This window comes from Flavobacterium sp. GL_143 (assembly GCF_057834355.1).
On the sequence record NZ_CM174401.1, the window covers coordinates 4,848,847 to 4,864,520 of the forward strand.

The 15,674-nt window shown below is 32.7% G+C and carries 13 protein-coding genes; 12 read left to right on the plus strand and 1 reads right to left on the minus strand.

The genetic code is table 11. From position 1 onward, the window contains the following. The first annotated feature begins 8 nt into the window (after positions 1-8). The 6 genes from ftsH (at position 9) to AC3IPI_RS20485 (ending at position 5,250) form a co-directional block, all read left to right on the plus strand. Complete coding sequence (gene ftsH, locus AC3IPI_RS20460; RefSeq protein ID WP_039112988.1) at positions 9-1,934, plus strand: ATP-dependent zinc metalloprotease FtsH; 1,926 nt, start codon at positions 9-11, stop codon at positions 1,932-1,934. A gap of 113 nt (positions 1,935-2,047) precedes the next feature. Further along, positions 2,048-2,650: a lactate utilization protein B/C gene (locus AC3IPI_RS20465; protein ID WP_039118334.1), complete on the plus strand. Its 603-nt coding sequence runs from the start codon at positions 2,048-2,050 to the stop codon at positions 2,648-2,650. A gap of 1 nt (position 2,651) precedes the next feature. Then, positions 2,652-3,539: a phosphatidate cytidylyltransferase gene (locus tag AC3IPI_RS20470; RefSeq protein ID WP_039118333.1), complete on the plus strand. Its 888-nt coding sequence runs from the start codon at positions 2,652-2,654 to the stop codon at positions 3,537-3,539. Then, entirely contained in the window at positions 3,529-4,182 is a 654-nt protein-coding gene (locus tag AC3IPI_RS20475; protein WP_489155358.1) for a phosphatidylserine decarboxylase family protein, read from the plus strand. The genes AC3IPI_RS20470 and AC3IPI_RS20475 overlap by 11 nt, the downstream gene beginning before the upstream one ends. After that, positions 4,182-4,451 (plus strand): acyl-CoA-binding protein, encoded by a 270-nt coding sequence (locus AC3IPI_RS20480; RefSeq protein WP_039112992.1) that lies wholly within the window; start codon positions 4,182-4,184, stop codon positions 4,449-4,451. Before AC3IPI_RS20475 ends, AC3IPI_RS20480 begins: the two co-directional genes overlap by 1 nt. Positions 4,452-4,458: 7 nt before the next feature. Next, positions 4,459-5,250, plus strand: a complete 792-nt coding sequence (locus AC3IPI_RS20485; RefSeq protein WP_039118331.1) for a superoxide dismutase — start codon at positions 4,459-4,461, stop codon at positions 5,248-5,250. Between the two features lie 52 nt (positions 5,251-5,302). Here the strand turns inward: AC3IPI_RS20485 and AC3IPI_RS20490 are convergent, their stop codons facing one another. Further along, entirely contained in the window at positions 5,303-7,174 is a 1,872-nt protein-coding gene (locus AC3IPI_RS20490) for an alpha-amylase family glycosyl hydrolase (protein WP_489155361.1), read from the minus strand. Positions 7,175-8,012: 838 nt separating this feature from the next. Between AC3IPI_RS20490 and AC3IPI_RS20495 the strand changes: the two genes are divergently transcribed. The 6 genes from AC3IPI_RS20495 (at position 8,013) to AC3IPI_RS20520 (ending at position 15,577) form a co-directional block, all read left to right on the plus strand. After that, positions 8,013-9,611: an OstA-like protein gene (locus AC3IPI_RS20495; RefSeq protein ID WP_489159246.1), complete on the plus strand. Its 1,599-nt coding sequence runs from the start codon at positions 8,013-8,015 to the stop codon at positions 9,609-9,611. 43 nt (positions 9,612-9,654) lie between these two features. Beyond that, entirely contained in the window at positions 9,655-10,209 is a 555-nt protein-coding gene (locus AC3IPI_RS20500) for a hypothetical protein (RefSeq protein WP_489155363.1), read from the plus strand. Between the two features lie 2 nt (positions 10,210-10,211). Then, a complete protein-coding gene (locus AC3IPI_RS20505) occupies positions 10,212-11,402 on the plus strand; it encodes an aspartate aminotransferase family protein (RefSeq protein WP_489155365.1) in 1,191 nt (396 codons plus the stop codon). Positions 11,403-11,673: 271 nt separating this feature from the next. Next, entirely contained in the window at positions 11,674-13,071 is a 1,398-nt protein-coding gene (locus AC3IPI_RS20510) for a tetratricopeptide repeat protein (RefSeq protein ID WP_039118327.1), read from the plus strand. Next, entirely contained in the window at positions 13,071-13,820 is a 750-nt protein-coding gene (locus AC3IPI_RS20515; protein ID WP_086895932.1) for a shikimate dehydrogenase family protein, read from the plus strand. The genes AC3IPI_RS20510 and AC3IPI_RS20515 overlap by 1 nt, the downstream gene beginning before the upstream one ends. Positions 13,821-14,173: 353 nt before the next feature. Beyond that, positions 14,174-15,577: a glycoside hydrolase family 1 protein gene (locus AC3IPI_RS20520; protein ID WP_489155368.1), complete on the plus strand. Its 1,404-nt coding sequence runs from the start codon at positions 14,174-14,176 to the stop codon at positions 15,575-15,577. The last annotated feature ends 97 nt before the right edge of the window (positions 15,578-15,674 follow it).

Genomic DNA, 15,674 nt, shown 5'->3' on the forward strand with positions numbered 1-15,674 from the left:
TTCTTCAAATGGCTAAAGATAATAATCCAACCCCGAGTAAATTTAAAATAAGTCCTTGGTTAATTTATACCGCAATACTTTTAATATTTTTATTTATCAGTTTTGCAACCGGAGGATCAAGTTTACAAGAGCCTGCCCAATTAACCTCTTCTAAATTCAATGATTTTTTAGAAAAAGGACAAATTGATAAAGTAATTGTATACAATAAAGCTGAAGCTGAAGTGTATCTTAATGCTGCTGCACTTAAGGATCCAGCGCAAAAAAAAGTATCTAAAGACATTTTTGACAGACCTAACAAAGGTCCTCACTATACTTTAGAAATTGGGAACGATCAAATTTTTCAAACTAAATTAGAAAAAGCAGTTAGCGAAGGCAAACTGAAAGATTTTAATTTCCTTCAAAAAAATAACTGGAGTGACATATTAATTAGTTTACTTCCTATTATCATAATTATTGGCGTTTGGATTTTCATTATGAGAAAAATGTCAGGCGGCGCTGGTGGCGGTGGCGGACAAATTTTCAACATTGGAAAATCAAAAGCTAAACTTTTTGACGAGAAAACTGATATCAAAACTACATTTAAAGATGTAGCTGGTTTAGAAGGTGCTAAAGAAGAAATACAAGAAATTGTAGAATTCTTGAAAAACCCTGAAAAATATACCAACTTAGGAGGTAAGATACCAAAAGGTGCCTTACTTGTAGGACCTCCTGGAACTGGTAAAACATTATTAGCAAAAGCTGTAGCTGGCGAAGCACAAGTACCATTCTTCTCATTATCAGGTTCTGATTTTGTTGAAATGTTTGTAGGTGTTGGAGCTTCCCGTGTACGTGATTTGTTTAAACAAGCAAAAGAAAAATCTCCAGCTATCATTTTTATTGATGAAATTGATGCTGTAGGTAGAGCTCGTGGAAAAAGTAATATGTCTGGCGGTAATGACGAAAGAGAAAACACATTGAACCAATTACTTACAGAAATGGACGGTTTTGGAACAAACTCTAACGTAATTGTATTAGCTGCAACAAATAGAGCCGATGTTCTTGACAAAGCTTTAATGCGTGCTGGTCGTTTTGACAGACAAATTTTTGTAGACTTACCAGACATTCGTGAAAGAGCAGAAATTTTTCAAGTACACTTAGCTCCTTTGAAAAAAGTAGAAGGTCTTGATTTAGATTTCCTTGCAAAACAAACTCCAGGATTCTCTGGAGCAGATATTGCTAACGTATGTAACGAAGCTGCATTAATTGCTGCAAGAAACAACAAAACTGCTGTAGATAGACAAGATTTCCTTGACGCTGTAGACAGAATTGTAGGTGGTCTAGAAAAGAAAAACAAAATTATTACTCCAGACGAGAAGAAAGCAATTGCAATTCACGAAGCTGGACACGCAACTGTAAGCTGGATGCTGGAACATGCTGCACCACTTATTAAGGTAACTATTGTACCTCGCGGACAAAGTTTAGGAGCTGCATGGTACTTACCAGAAGAGAGACAAATCGTAAGAACAGATCAAATGTTAGACGAAATGTGTGCTACTATGGGTGGAAGAGCCGCTGAAAAAGTAACTTTTGACAGAATTTCGACTGGTGCATTAAGCGATTTAGAAAAAGTTACACGTCAAGCTCGTGCTATGGTAACGATTTACGGACTGAATGACAAAATCGGAAATGTTACATATTACGATTCAACAGGACAAAGCGAATACAACTTTTCAAAACCGTATTCTGATGAAACTGCAAAAGTTATCGACCGTGAAATTTCAGAATTAATTGAAGGTCAATACCAAAGAGCAATAAAAATATTAGAAGACAACAAAGATAAGTTAAATCAACTTGCTGAAATCTTAATTGAAAAAGAGGTTATTTTTAAAGATGACCTAGAAGCAATTTTCGGAAAACGTACTTTTGATAAAAACCTAGAAGAAGTAGTTTCGTAATACTATTCAAATAATTTAATTATTTTTAAAATCTTAATTCAAAAGCCACTTTTGAATTAAGATTTTTTTATCTTTGAACGTTTTCAATTAACACGTAAAGCATTTCAACAATAATGAGCTTTTTTAAAAAATTATTTGGTTCAAGCCATGACGCATCTGATGAAGAGAATCAAAGTGAATATAGCAATTCACTTTCTGAGAATCCTCTTTCTATAGATGAACAATTCATTTTCAATTTTAAAAAAAATGGAGGTAAATTTTTATACTGCGAAAATATTCAGGAAGTAACTGAACAGTTTGAAAATATCCTAGAAGAAAATGATTGGTTTGAAAGCGAAGCCGCATGTTATGAGCCCGCCTTATTTCATTTACTAGAAGAGAATAAATTAATTTACCAAAGTCCAACTAATCCTAAATTCTTACTAGCTAGTTGTGAAAACCTAATTGCAGAAGAAGGTTCTATATTGTTTTCATCAAAACAAATTAAACAGAACAAACCTAACGAGTTGCCTATAAATATTGTTATTCTTGCAACTACAAGTCAAATTCTTACTGCTAAAAGTGATGGTCTTAGTGCCATAAAACGTAAGTACGAAAGAGATTACCCTACCAATATTACCACTATAAAATATTTCGAAAAAGCAAAAGAAGAAGACTTTACGCAATACGGAAGTGTAGCGAAGAACTTGTATTTATTGCTCTTAGAAGACCTGTAAGATGAATGAAACCCTCAAGAGAGCTCTATCTGGTGCCGTTTATATAGTATTACTACTAACGTCTATCCTATATTCAACGGAAAGTTTTATTTTACTTTTCGGTGTTTTTCTAATTATTGCAACTTACGAATTTTGTAATCTGGCTCACATTAATAAAATATTTTCAATTTTATTTGTTTCTGTGTTTTACTCAACCATATCACTCCTAAGTTTTTATAAAAGCGAAACTGAAAATTACATCAATAAATTTTTAAAAGAAGATATTAAATTCACCATTAATGTAGATCAATTAAACACCGCATTATTAGTAATCACTTTATTGATATCGGTAAAATGCATTGTATTTTTATTTGATGATACTCAAACAATAAGTCGAGCATCTAAATATCTTTACTTATTAGGATACATTACATTGCCTTTTATTTTTATTACCAAAATTTCGTTTGGAATAAAAGATTATAATCCAAAAATCATTATTGGATTATTTATTCTTATCTGGACAAACGATACCTTTGCCTACTTGGTAGGGAAATCTATTGGGAAAAATAAATTATTTGAACGTATTTCACCAAAAAAAACCATCGAAGGGTTTCTTGGCGGAGTTGTTTTTGCCTGTTTTGCAGGTTATTTAATTTCAAAATTATATATCAAGCCTAACGCTAACTTTAGTGATATGTCTATTTTAATATGGACAATCATCGCTTTAATCGTTGGTGTTTTTGGTACTATCGGCGATTTAATTGAATCAAAATTTAAAAGAATAGCCGGAGTTAAAGATAGCGGAACAATAATGCCTGGACACGGAGGCGTTCTAGATCGATTAGATAGTGTTATATTTGTAGCACCAATTGTATTTTTATTTTACCAAATTTTAAATTATGTTTCATAAAGAAGGAACCCAATCCATTTTATTAGGCACTATATTCGTTAGTGTTGTACTTTTATTAACTGATCATTTTATTGATGTCAATTGGCTTAAAATGTTGATTCAGATTAGCGCTTTATTATTGTTAATCATAATATTGCAATTTTTTAGAAATCCAAAAAGAACAGTTATCAAAGATATCAATCAGATTCTTGCTCCTGTTGATGGTAAAGTTGTTGTAATTGAAGAAGTTTACGAAGGTGAATATTTTAAAGACAAACGCCTACAAATTTCAATTTTCATGTCGCCTATTAATGTACACGTAACTCGTTATGCATTAGACGGAATTGTAAAATTTAGTAAATACCATCCAGGTAAATTTTTGGTTGCATGGCATCCAAAAGCAAGTGAAGAAAATGAAAGAACAACTGTTGTAATCGAAAATAAAACTTTCGGAGAAGTTTTATACAGACAAATTGCAGGTGCATTAGCACGCCGAATTGTGAATTATGCACAAGAAGGAATGCAAGTTGTACAAGGAACAGATGCAGGTTTTATTAAATTTGGTTCAAGAGTAGATATTTTCTTACCTTTGGGCACACCTATTAATGTTGTATTAGACCAAAAAGCAATTGGGGGTAAAACCATTATTGCTACAAAAGGGTAATGACTGAAAAAGATTTAGATACACGATTTTTAGAGGCTGTTGAAATTGCTTCCAAAATGACACAAGCCTCACTGCCACAAGATGTGCAATTGAGGCTGTATGCTTTTTATAAACAAGCAACTTTTGGTACTGCAAAATATAGCCAATCTGAAAATTTTGACTTGAGAAACGCTTTTAAAACAAATGCGTGGATTCAAATTAGTCATTTAAGTGTAGACGAAGCCAAAGAAAATTATATAGAAATCATTAATTCACTAATAACAAAATAGATATTTTATGAAAAAATATAGTATTCAATTTTCGTTTTTTATCTTGATTTCACTTACGATTCTCTCTTGTAATGATAACAATAAACTAACTGAAGTCGTTGAAGTTCCTCTACCATCAAAGGATGAAAAAATAATAATTGGGAGCCCAGATGAAGTTAAAGCAAATCCAGGAGCTTTTCTACTAGAAAAACTTCCGTATGCATATAACGCATTAGCTCCAAATATTAGATCATTAACTCTGGAGACACATTACTCAAAACATTATTTAACTTATACTAATAACCTAAATAAAGCAATTGCCAATACTGATTATGTAAATATGACGATTGAGCAAATTCTAGGCAAGTTAGATTTAAATGATGCAAATCTTCGTAATAATGCTGGTGGATATTATAACCATTCCCTTTATTGGAAATGTATGACTCCAAAACCAGAAGCTGAACAAGCTACAGATACACTGGCTGGTGCAATGAATAAAGAATTTGGCTCATATAATAACTTTAAAAATTTATTTAAAGCTGAAGCAACAAAACAATTCGGATCAGGATGGGTTTGGCTAGTTGTAGATAAAGCTGGGAAATTACAAATTACAACAACCCAAAATCAAGATAATCCTTTAATGAAAAACGCATTAATCTCTGGAACTCCAATTCTAGCTCTGGATTTATGGGAACATGCTTATTATCTGGATTACCAAAACAGAAAAAATAGTTATGTCGATGCTTTTTTCAATATTATTAATTGGGAAAGGATAAACGAAAATTATAAAACAGCTCTAACAAAGGTTAGAAAAGTCTAAAAAAAAAAGCTGATACAAAATGTATCAGCTTTTTTTGGTTTTAACAAAAATATTAATCTACTTCATAAATGAACGACTCCGATGGCGCTAATTTAACTTTAGCTTTTCCTTCGCCATTTTTCACAACCAAACTAGTTTTACCTTTTAAATACAATTGATCCGTAAGCGTATATTCTCCATCTTTCAAATTCCATTTAGCAATAACATCCACAGGAACTTTCAATTCAAATTCACTGGTTTTATCCGCAGAAAAATTAACTACAATAATTAGTTTTTGATTATTTGACCAACGCAAATAAGAATAAATACCAGCATCATATCCTGAAGTATTCTTTCTATTTACAGTTTGAATTTCTTGAAAACTGCCCATTAATGCAGAACTCTTTATCGAGAAATTTAGTAATCGCTTATAAAAATCTCTCAAATCCTTTTCAGATTGCGTAAGTTGCCCCCCATCAAATTTGCCATTGTTCATCCATCGCTGATGATTTGGCACGCCGATATAATCAAAAATCGAAGTTCTTGTAGGTTTTCCGAATCCAGCATTTTCATTTCCTGCTTCTCCTACTTCCTGACCAAAATAAACCATCGTTGGCGAAGTGCTTATTGTTGTAGAAACTACCATCAAAGGTTTTCCTTTTTCTGGAGTTCCAGCAAACTTAGAACTTGCCAAACGCTGTTCATCATGATTATCTAGAAAATGAAGCATATTGTGCTCAATATCTGCCATATTATGCTGAATACCCGAAAGCTCATCAGGCGAAGATTTTCCTTTTACAATATCTTTTAGTTTATCATACGTTTCTACTTTATCATATAAATAATCCATTTTACCAAAGTGAATATAATTACGATATTCCTTAGGATTATACACCTCTGCTAATAAGAAAGCATTTGGGTTCTTAACCTTAATCGCTGAGTTCATATAACTCCAAAATTCGTACGGAACCATTTCCGCCATATCAAAACGGAAACCATCAACACCTTTATCTGTCCAATACAAAGCGATTGATTTAAATTTTTTCCAAGAATCAGGAACATCTTTATCATTCCAAAAATTATAATGTTCTTGGTATGATTTTTTATCAAAATCAGCAGGAAGTTCAGGAAAATCTTTAGAACCATCAGGGCGAATTCCGTAATTTACTTTAACTGTTTCATACCAGTCATTTTGATCAGGTTTGGCTTTACGCGAACCATTTCCTGTCCATTTTGCAGGATTTTCATCAAATTTCCCATCTACAAGCGCATTTTTCTCTCCGTTTAACGGAACATCATTATCAGGAATTTGAAACGGAATATTTGGTATATAATAAAAATTGTTATCACGTTTGTATTCAACCGTTACATCATCATGGGCGCCAAAATCTTTTTCGCCTACAGGATTGTTTTTACCTTCATACTTTCTCGCAATATGATTCGGAACAATATCTATAATTACTTTTAAACCCGCTTTATGTGTACGTGCAATCAAAGCTTCAAATTCTTGTAAGCGATTGGCTGGATTAACTGCCAAATCAGGATTTACATCATAATAATCCTTTACGGCATATGGTGATCCTGCTCTACCTTTTATCACTTCGGGATCATCGTTAGAAATTCCAAATGCAGTATAATCGCGAACCAAAGCGTGATGAGGAACACCAGTATACCAAATATAAGTAACACCTAAATCTTTAATTTCGTGAAGTGCTTTATCGCTAAAATCGTTGAACTTCCCTACTCCATTCTCTTCAATAGTTCCCCAAGGTTTATTTGTAGTATTAGTATTTCCGAACAAACGGGTGAAAACCTGATATACAACAACTTTATTTCCTGAAACTGCTTCCTTCTTGTCCGTATTTAATTTTATGTCTTTTGTTTTACATGCAGTAAATAATACCATTGCGGTAATACCTGCTATAAGAATACGTGCTTTTATCATGTTTATATAGTGTGCTTTTATTAATTTTTAATACCAAAATGTATTAACCAATTTTTAAATTTAATCTATTTTTTAAGACATAAAATGGCAGAATAAATTTTAACTAAAAAAAGGGTTTCACTACTAACACTACAACGTGTTAGTATATTTATTTGTTGATAACTTAAACTTTTTATTAAAGGCGCAAAAGTTCATAGCTGCAAAAGTTCAAAGGATTAAAACTTTACTCCCGACGCTTCGGGATTGCGTAAACAATTATTTTGCTATTAATTTTTGCCACAGATTAAAATGATTAAACAGATTAAAAGCTTTTTTTACCATTAAGAAATTAAGAAAAGTTAAGTTTAATCCTTTATAAAACTTAATACCTTAATGGTTAAACTTTTTATACCACAGATTAAAAAATCTGTTTTTATCCGCGTTTTCGCTTAAGCTAATCTGTTTTATCCGCGTTCCTTTCCCCCACAGATTAAATGATTAAATAGATTCAAATCTTTGCGAACCTTGCGTAAATCTTTTCGCCCTTTGCGGTTAAACTTTTTCTGCCACAGATTAAAAAATCCGTTTTTATCCGCGTTTTCGCTTAGGCGAATCTGTTTTATCCGCGTTCTTTTCCCCCACAAACTAAAGAATTAAACAAAATCAACCCAATTCGAGTAAATTCGTGCAATTCTTGGCAAAAAAAGTTTAGCCTTATCAAATAATATCAGTTATAAATAAATCCTAATATCTGTTAAGGTTGTTTCCTTTTTCATAAATTTGACAAAAATTTAATCAATTGAAGAAATCACTCTTTTTCATATATAGCTGCTTGCTAATTTTAAGTGTTAATTTAGGAATGGCACAAGCTCCAAAAATTATTAACATCGAGCATTCTGACTTTGTCGACAGGAATGAAATCGAAATGCCAGGCGCCATTTTACTTACCGGAAACGTAAAAGTAAATCACGATGGTGTGGTTTTAACCTGTAATAAGGCTTATTTATTTCAAGGAGAAAATTACCTAAAAGCCTTTGGAAATGTACAGATAGTACAAGGTGATACCTTATTCTTAAATAGTAAATACGCAGAATATAGCGGAAACTCTAAAAAAGCATTTGCAACTGGAAATGCAGTTATGAGTTCGCCAGATGCAACATTACAAACAGACACGATAAACTTTGACAGAAACGTTCAGGAAGTATTCTATAATTCTAAAGGAACTATTATCAACAAAGACAATACTTTAGAAAGTAAATCAGGAAGATATTATGCCGAACAAAAAAAGTTTGTATTCCTAACCGCAGTTACGGTTACCAATCCTAAATGTGTTATAAAATCAAACCACTTAGATTATTACAGTAATTCTGGACATTCCTATCTGTTTGGACCATCTACAATTACCAGTAAAACCGATTATATATATACCGAAAAAGGTTTTTATGATACTAAAAAAAATCTGGCACATTTTCTCCGGAAATCATACATTCGCTATGATACCCGCCTAATAGAAGGTGATAGTCTATACTACGACCGAAATAAAGATTTTGCATCGGCTACTAGAAATGTAAAAATCACCGACTCCATAAATCGCGGAATAGTAAAAGGACATTATGCCGAAATATACAAACAAAAAGATTCCATGTTTGTTACTAAGAGAGCCGTTGCAATAAACTTTGTCGATAACGATTCCGTTTACATACACGGAAAAAGGCTAATGATTACTGGAAAAGAAGGTGATCGAATCATTCGTGCTTTTAACAATGTTCGTTTTTTTAAAACCGATATGAGTGGAAAATGCGATTCGATACACTCTAATAGCAGAACAGCCTTAACAAAACTAATAGGAAACCCAATACTTTGGAACGGCGAAAGTCAGATTACAGGCGATATTATGCATCTTATTGGCGATAATAATACCAAGAAACTCGACTCGCTCAAAGTCCTCAATAACACCTTTATAATCTCTAAGGATACCTTGGGAACTGGCTATAATCAAGTCAAGGGATTAAATTTATTCGGAAAATTTAGGGACGGAAAACTACACGATGTTGATGTCATAAAAAATACCGAAGTAATTTATTATATGCGGAATGATGCCAATGAACTTATCGGAATCAATAAAAATGTAAGTAGCAAAATCAATCTTATTTTAGAAAACAATGCTATCGAAACCATTACATTCTTCAATCAAGTCGATGGAGATATATTCCCCGAAGCCGAATTACCCGAAAATGCTCGAAAACTTCGAGGTATGGTTTGGCGAGGAGACGAAAAGATAAAGTCTAAAGATGATATTTTCACAAAAGAAGAAAATGACGAAAACGACAAATTAGTCCAAGAAGGAAAAGATGAAAATGCCAAGGAAAATGTCCCTATGAAAGTAAGGAAAGAAACACTCGATTACGACAAAAAGAAACCAGCAGCAAAGCAAACCAAAGCTAAAGCTAAGAAGTAGCATTCAATTGTAGTCTTCAATTTATGATGAACTTACTAATATAATGAAGAATAAATCTATCAAATATGGAATACTCATTTTTTTAGGATTTCTAACATTAAAAAGAAACATCCATTTTGGTGATTATTGTAGCGGAATGCCAGATGGTATTCAATGGATTGTATTTTGTTTAATTTTTATAATTGCAACTATTATTTTAATTGCTAAGAACAAATACGACTCAAGGATATATTTAATCGTTCTAACAACAATAATTCTAAATCTTACACTCAAACCTATAATTAATTTTTCTTTCAGCAATAAGCCATTTATGATTGGCTCAATTAGTAATAATTCTAGAGAGAAACAAATTACACTTAATAAGAATAAAAGTTTTACAATAAAACTTGAGCAACCAGAATGGTCATGCTATAAAAAAGGAAATTATGAAATTAAAGATAATATTCTAACTCTTAAAAAAGATAATTTAATCCAAGAGACAGATAGTTTATTTACATACAGATATAAAATAGACTTAAAAAATAAAATATTAATTCCATTAGAGCAAGGTTTTAAAACCATTTTAATCGAATCAACAAATTCTCAAATAAACAAATAAACGTGAACCCAGATTTTATAAAATACCAAGCACAAACATCACCATATCCGTTAGGAATGGAAGTTTCGCACGCCATAGGATCCTACATATACGACACCAATAATAAAAAATATTTAGACTTCGTAGCAGGTGTTTCAGCCTGTACATTAGGTCACCAGCATCCAAGAGTAAATCAAGCAATAAAAGATCAGTTAGACAAATATTCGCATGTAATGGTCTACGGAGAATATTCGCAAAGTCCAGCAGTAGAGTATTGCAAACTAATGGCTTCCCTCCTTCCAGAATCACTAAATAAAACCTATTTAGTAAATTCAGGAACCGAAGCAATTGAAGGCGCACTAAAACTAGCCCGAAGAACAACAGGACGCAGCCAGTTAATATCATGTCATAACGCCTATCATGGCAATACAATGGGATCAATGAGTGTTATGGGATTCGAAGAGCGCAAACAAGCTTTTAGACCCTTAATTCCAGATGTAGACTTCATTACGTTTAACAACGAAGAAGATTTGCAAAAAATTACCACAAAAACTGCCGGAATAATACTCGAAACAATACAAGGAGGAGCAGGATTTATAGAGCCACATAATAACTTTCTTCAAAAAGTACGCAAACGCTGCGACGAAGTTGGAGCCATGATGATAGTCGACGAGATTCAACCAGGATTTGGTCGAACAGGAAAACTATTTGGCTTTCAGAATTACGATGTCGTTCCCGATATTGTAGTTATGGGAAAAGGTATGGGAGGCGGAATGCCAGTAGGCGCATTTACAGCATCGGCAGAAAAAATGGATCTACTTACCGAAAATCCAAAACTCGGACACATAACCACTTTTGGAGGCCACCCTGTCATTGCGTCAGCCTGTTTGGCAACTTTGAAAGAAATTACTGAGACAAACCTAATGCCCGAAACATTAGAAAAAGAAAAACTCATCAGAACACTTTTGGTACATCCTTTGATTAAGGAAGTTAGAGGAAGAGGATTAATGCTTGCCGCCATGACAGAAAGTGCCGAAATAACAAACGAAGTTATTTTAACCTGTCAGGACAAAGGGCTTATTTTATTCTGGTTGCTGTTTGAAGGATGTGCCATACGTATTACACCTCCGTTAACAATTTCTGAAGAAGAAATAAGAGAAGGTTGCGCCATCATCCTAAATGTAATGGATGAAATAATGAAGCAAAAAGAATAATTAGGAGCTATTTCCAGCTATCCGCTTATATCTTTTGTTTTTTAAAGAAAAAAACAAAAGGATACCGCTTTTATCTGGGCTAAAACATATCGTTGATTACAAAGCAGTTAAAAATTAAAATACTTTCAGTTTTATAAAAAACTCACCTTGAAACTGATTGCAGGTACTGCAAATATTGTTAATTAAATTGTTCACAACAATTCCCTCCTTCCCCACATAACAAAAACATGTTGCCTAAATTTATAATAGGCTAATATCAAAAAAATAAAGTATGCAATTAAGCAACGAAGAAGAAGATTATAACCTATCCCTATCCAAATTTGAGTCTATGTTAAAAACTAACAAAGTACTCTTTTTTGATTCAGAAGAATTTGAAGAGATTATCCTTCATTATCTGGACATAGGCAAGGCTAATTTAGCAAAAAAGGCCTTAAAACTAGCACTAGATCAACATCCTAAATCTACAGGCTTAAAATTAGTACAAGTAGAGATGCTGGTGTATGACGACAAACTCGAAATAGCCGAAAAGCTTTTGAACGAGTTGTACGCAATCGAACCTAACAACGAAGAAATTTACATCCAGAAAGCAAACATCTATTCTAAAAGAGATCAACACGAAAAAGCAGTCGAATTACTTAAAATTGCTTTAGAATACACAGATGATTTTGCCGACGTGTACAATTTAATCGGTATGGAATATCTTTTTATGGACAATCTTGAAATGGCAAAAGATAGCTTTATCAAATGTCTGGAAGAAGATTTAGAAGACCAATCGGCCTTATACAACGTAGTGTATTGTTTTGAGTTTTTAGACCAAAATCAAGAAGCAATTACCTATTTAAACCAGTACATAAACAAAAATCCTTATAGCGAAATCGCTTGGCATCAGCTAGGACGCCTACATTATGGCGTAAAAGAATATGAAAGCGCCATCCGTGCGTTTGATTATGCAACTTTAATCGACGATGAGTTTCTTGGTGCATTCATGGAAAGAGCCAAAGCTTACGAACGTTTAAAACAATATGCCGAAGCTATAGAAAGCTACAACCGTACCATCGAGCTAGATGATGCAACATCGTATGCATTATTAAGAATAGGAAAATGTTACGAGAAACTAGGCAATAAAGCTTTAGCGCTAAAATATTACAATAAAACTGTACATGAAGATCCACTTTTAGACAAAGGATGGATTGCCATAACCGACTTTTATGTACGCCAAAAAAACTTCCAGAAAGCATTGTTCTTTGTTAATAAAGCATTAGCAATCGACAATCAAAACCGTTTATATTGGAAACGCTATGCGATGATAAACAAACAAATGAACTTTTTTGAAGAAGCAGAATTTGGCTACCGAAAAGCAGTCGAATTTGGTGATCATGCACTAGATACTTGGTTGTTCTGGACAGATATCCTTCAGTTTTTGGGCGAATTCGAAAGCGCAATTCAAACATTATTGCAAGCAACTGAATATTTCCCAGAAGAAAACGAAGTCGAATACCGTTTAGCAGGATTGTATTTTATGATACAAGACAATACTAAAGCCAAATTTCACTTAAGTAATGGATTACGATTAAATTTTGACAATTATATTTTAATCGAAGACTTATTTCCAGTGGTTTGGACTAAAAAAACGGTGCAAAATTATATTACAAAACATAAAAAACAATAATGATTCATATTTTAAAAAGGCGTTTTGGCTTATTAGGAAAAAATATTAGTTACTCTTTTTCAAAAGGTTATTTTACCGAAAAATTCAACGACGAACATTTTAAAGGATGTAGTTATGAGAATTTTGATATTCCGGAAATTAACTTTTTTACAGCATTAATAAAAAACAATCCCGATTTAAAAGGATTGAATGTAACGATTCCTTACAAAGAACAAATACTACCTTTTTTAGATAAACTATCAAAAAAAGCCACATTAATCGGTGCTGTAAATACAGTGAAATTTACCAAAAATGGAAAATTAAAAGGATACAACACCGATTATTATGGTTTTAAAAAATCATTAAAACCTTTATTACAACCACACCATAAAAAAGCATTAATTTTAGGTACAGGTGGCGCTTCTAAAGGGGTTGCTTTTGCATTAGACGAATTAGGAATTTTATACACATTTGTTTCTCGCGAAGCCAAAGAAAACATTATAGATTATAATTTAATCAACGCTACAACTTTTGATAATTACCAAATTATAATCAATAGTACACCCGTTGGTACAAGCCCAAATATTGAAGCTTATCCAGCAATTCCGTACGAGTTTTTTACAAAAAAACACATCGCTTACGATTTAATCTATAATCCTGAAGAAACTACATTTCTTAAAAAAGCAAAAGAAAACGGAGCCGTAATAAAAAACGGATACGATATGCTTATTTTTCAAGCCGAAAAAGCCTGGAAAATATGGAATAAATAAAATACTTCAAAAAATAATATCAAGACTACAATTGCATGATTGTAGTCTTTTTTATTTACGACTATTCCGAAGCCTCTCGCTTAATTGAACGCTGATTTTGAAAGCGGATGACACGGATTCGCTTAGGCGAAGACGCCGATAAAAACGGATCTAAAGAATAACAAATAGAATCCGTTTTTATCCGCGTTTTTACTTTTGTAAATCCGTGTCATCCGCGTTCCTTTTTTCTATACTATAGCGAAACATAACAACACAACCATTAATTGCCGTTTTTTAATACTAACATAACACCATAAAATAATCACTTAACCTTAATACTCTAGCTTTGTTTCTGTTAAACAGATAAATAAAGTATGAATATATTTTTAAAAGTACTCGTTGTAATAGCAATACTATATCTTCTTATAATTATTTATCTTTCTATAAAATACCCCGTTATAAGTTGGGATTGGACTAAGAAAAATACAAATGATTTAAACTTCCCTAAAGATTTTCATTGGGGAACGGCAACAGCCGCTCATCAGGTCGAAGGTGGACACACGAATAGTAATTGGTCTTGGTGGGAAAATCAAAAAAATAAAGATGGTAAACCCCGCATAGATAATGGTGACAAAGCTGGACTTGCCACAGATCATTGGAACTTATACCCCAAAGATATCGAACTCATGCAGGAACTAGACGTTAACTCCTATCGTTTCTCCTTATCATGGAGCAAAATAAACCCCGAAGAAGACAAGTTTGACGAAAAAGCAATTCAGCATTATTCAGATGTAATTGATAGCTTATTAGCCAAGAAAATCATCCCAAACATCACATTACACCATTTTGAAGAACCGCTTTGGTTTATGAATAAAGGAGGATTTGAAAAAGAAGAAAATAACAGTTATTTTTTATTATTTGTAAAAACTGTTTTTAATAGATACAGTAATCGGGTTACTTTTTGGACAACATTTAATGAAATTAATGTGTACACCAATTTGGCTTTTATGTCAGATATATTTCCTCCGGGCAAAAAGAACTCTAAAATTGCCGGGCAAGTTTTAAAAAACATCCTAATTGCGCATACGCAAGCTTACAAAATGCTGAAAGCTTTACCAAATGGCAAGGAATCACAAATAGGTATTGTAAAAGACATTTTCTTTTTTGAACCTAAAAATAGGTGGAATCTGCTCGATTGGATTGGAGCTTTAGTTGCCAATGATAATTTTAACAATTCATCATTGAACTTTTTTGAAACTGGGAAATATCATTTTGGCGTTCCGTTTGAAGCCAATGTAAATTACATTGATAAAGATGCTCCCAATACAATCGACTTTATGGGGCTTAATTACTATTCACATTATGCTACAACCTTCAAATTTATAGAACATGAAAAAATGTTTTCACCAGTAGCTGGCGAAGAAATGACCGACATGGATTATACCGTTTATCCCGAAGGAATTTACAGAGCCATAAAACGAATGTCACGCATTAGGAAGCCAATTATTATTACCGAAACAGGTATTGCCGATGCCAAAGATAACAGAAGAAGTTTATTTATAGAAAGAGAATTATATGCCATATCCGAAGCTATAAAAGATGGCTATGATATAAGAGGATATTATTACTGGTCACTAATCGATAATTTTGAATGGAGTTTAGGATATGACAAAAAATTTGGATTATACACGGTAAATCTTGAAACACAAGAAAGAAAATTAAAAAATGGAGGCAAAACTTATCAGACAATTGTAAAACGTTTTTCGAACATAAAATAGCTCTAAAACCAACTTTAGACAAAAAAATTCAAAATATTTTAAATATTCTACACTAATCTCAATCTCTTTTATCTCCTCAAAAACAACCCATTAGTAA

Coding starts and splice junctions, on each gene's coding strand:
- ftsH (WP_039112988.1), top strand. CDS start 9: ATGGCTAAAGATAATAATCCAACCCCGAGTAAATTTAAAATAAGTCCT.
- AC3IPI_RS20465 (WP_039118334.1), top strand. CDS start 2,048: ATGAGCTTTTTTAAAAAATTATTTGGTTCAAGCCATGACGCATCTGAT.
- AC3IPI_RS20470 (WP_039118333.1), top strand. CDS start 2,652: ATGAATGAAACCCTCAAGAGAGCTCTATCTGGTGCCGTTTATATAGTA.
- AC3IPI_RS20475 (WP_489155358.1), top strand. CDS start 3,529: ATGTTTCATAAAGAAGGAACCCAATCCATTTTATTAGGCACTATATTC.
- AC3IPI_RS20480 (WP_039112992.1), top strand. CDS start 4,182: ATGACTGAAAAAGATTTAGATACACGATTTTTAGAGGCTGTTGAAATT.
- AC3IPI_RS20485 (WP_039118331.1), top strand. CDS start 4,459: ATGAAAAAATATAGTATTCAATTTTCGTTTTTTATCTTGATTTCACTT.
- AC3IPI_RS20490 (WP_489155361.1), bottom strand. CDS start 7,174: ATGATAAAAGCACGTATTCTTATAGCAGGTATTACCGCAATGGTATTA.
- AC3IPI_RS20495 (WP_489159246.1), top strand. CDS start 8,013: ATGGCACAAGCTCCAAAAATTATTAACATCGAGCATTCTGACTTTGTC.
- AC3IPI_RS20500 (WP_489155363.1), top strand. CDS start 9,655: ATGAAGAATAAATCTATCAAATATGGAATACTCATTTTTTTAGGATTT.
- AC3IPI_RS20510 (WP_039118327.1), top strand. CDS start 11,674: ATGCAATTAAGCAACGAAGAAGAAGATTATAACCTATCCCTATCCAAA.
- AC3IPI_RS20515 (WP_086895932.1), top strand. CDS start 13,071: ATGATTCATATTTTAAAAAGGCGTTTTGGCTTATTAGGAAAAAATATT.
- AC3IPI_RS20520 (WP_489155368.1), top strand. CDS start 14,174: ATGAATATATTTTTAAAAGTACTCGTTGTAATAGCAATACTATATCTT.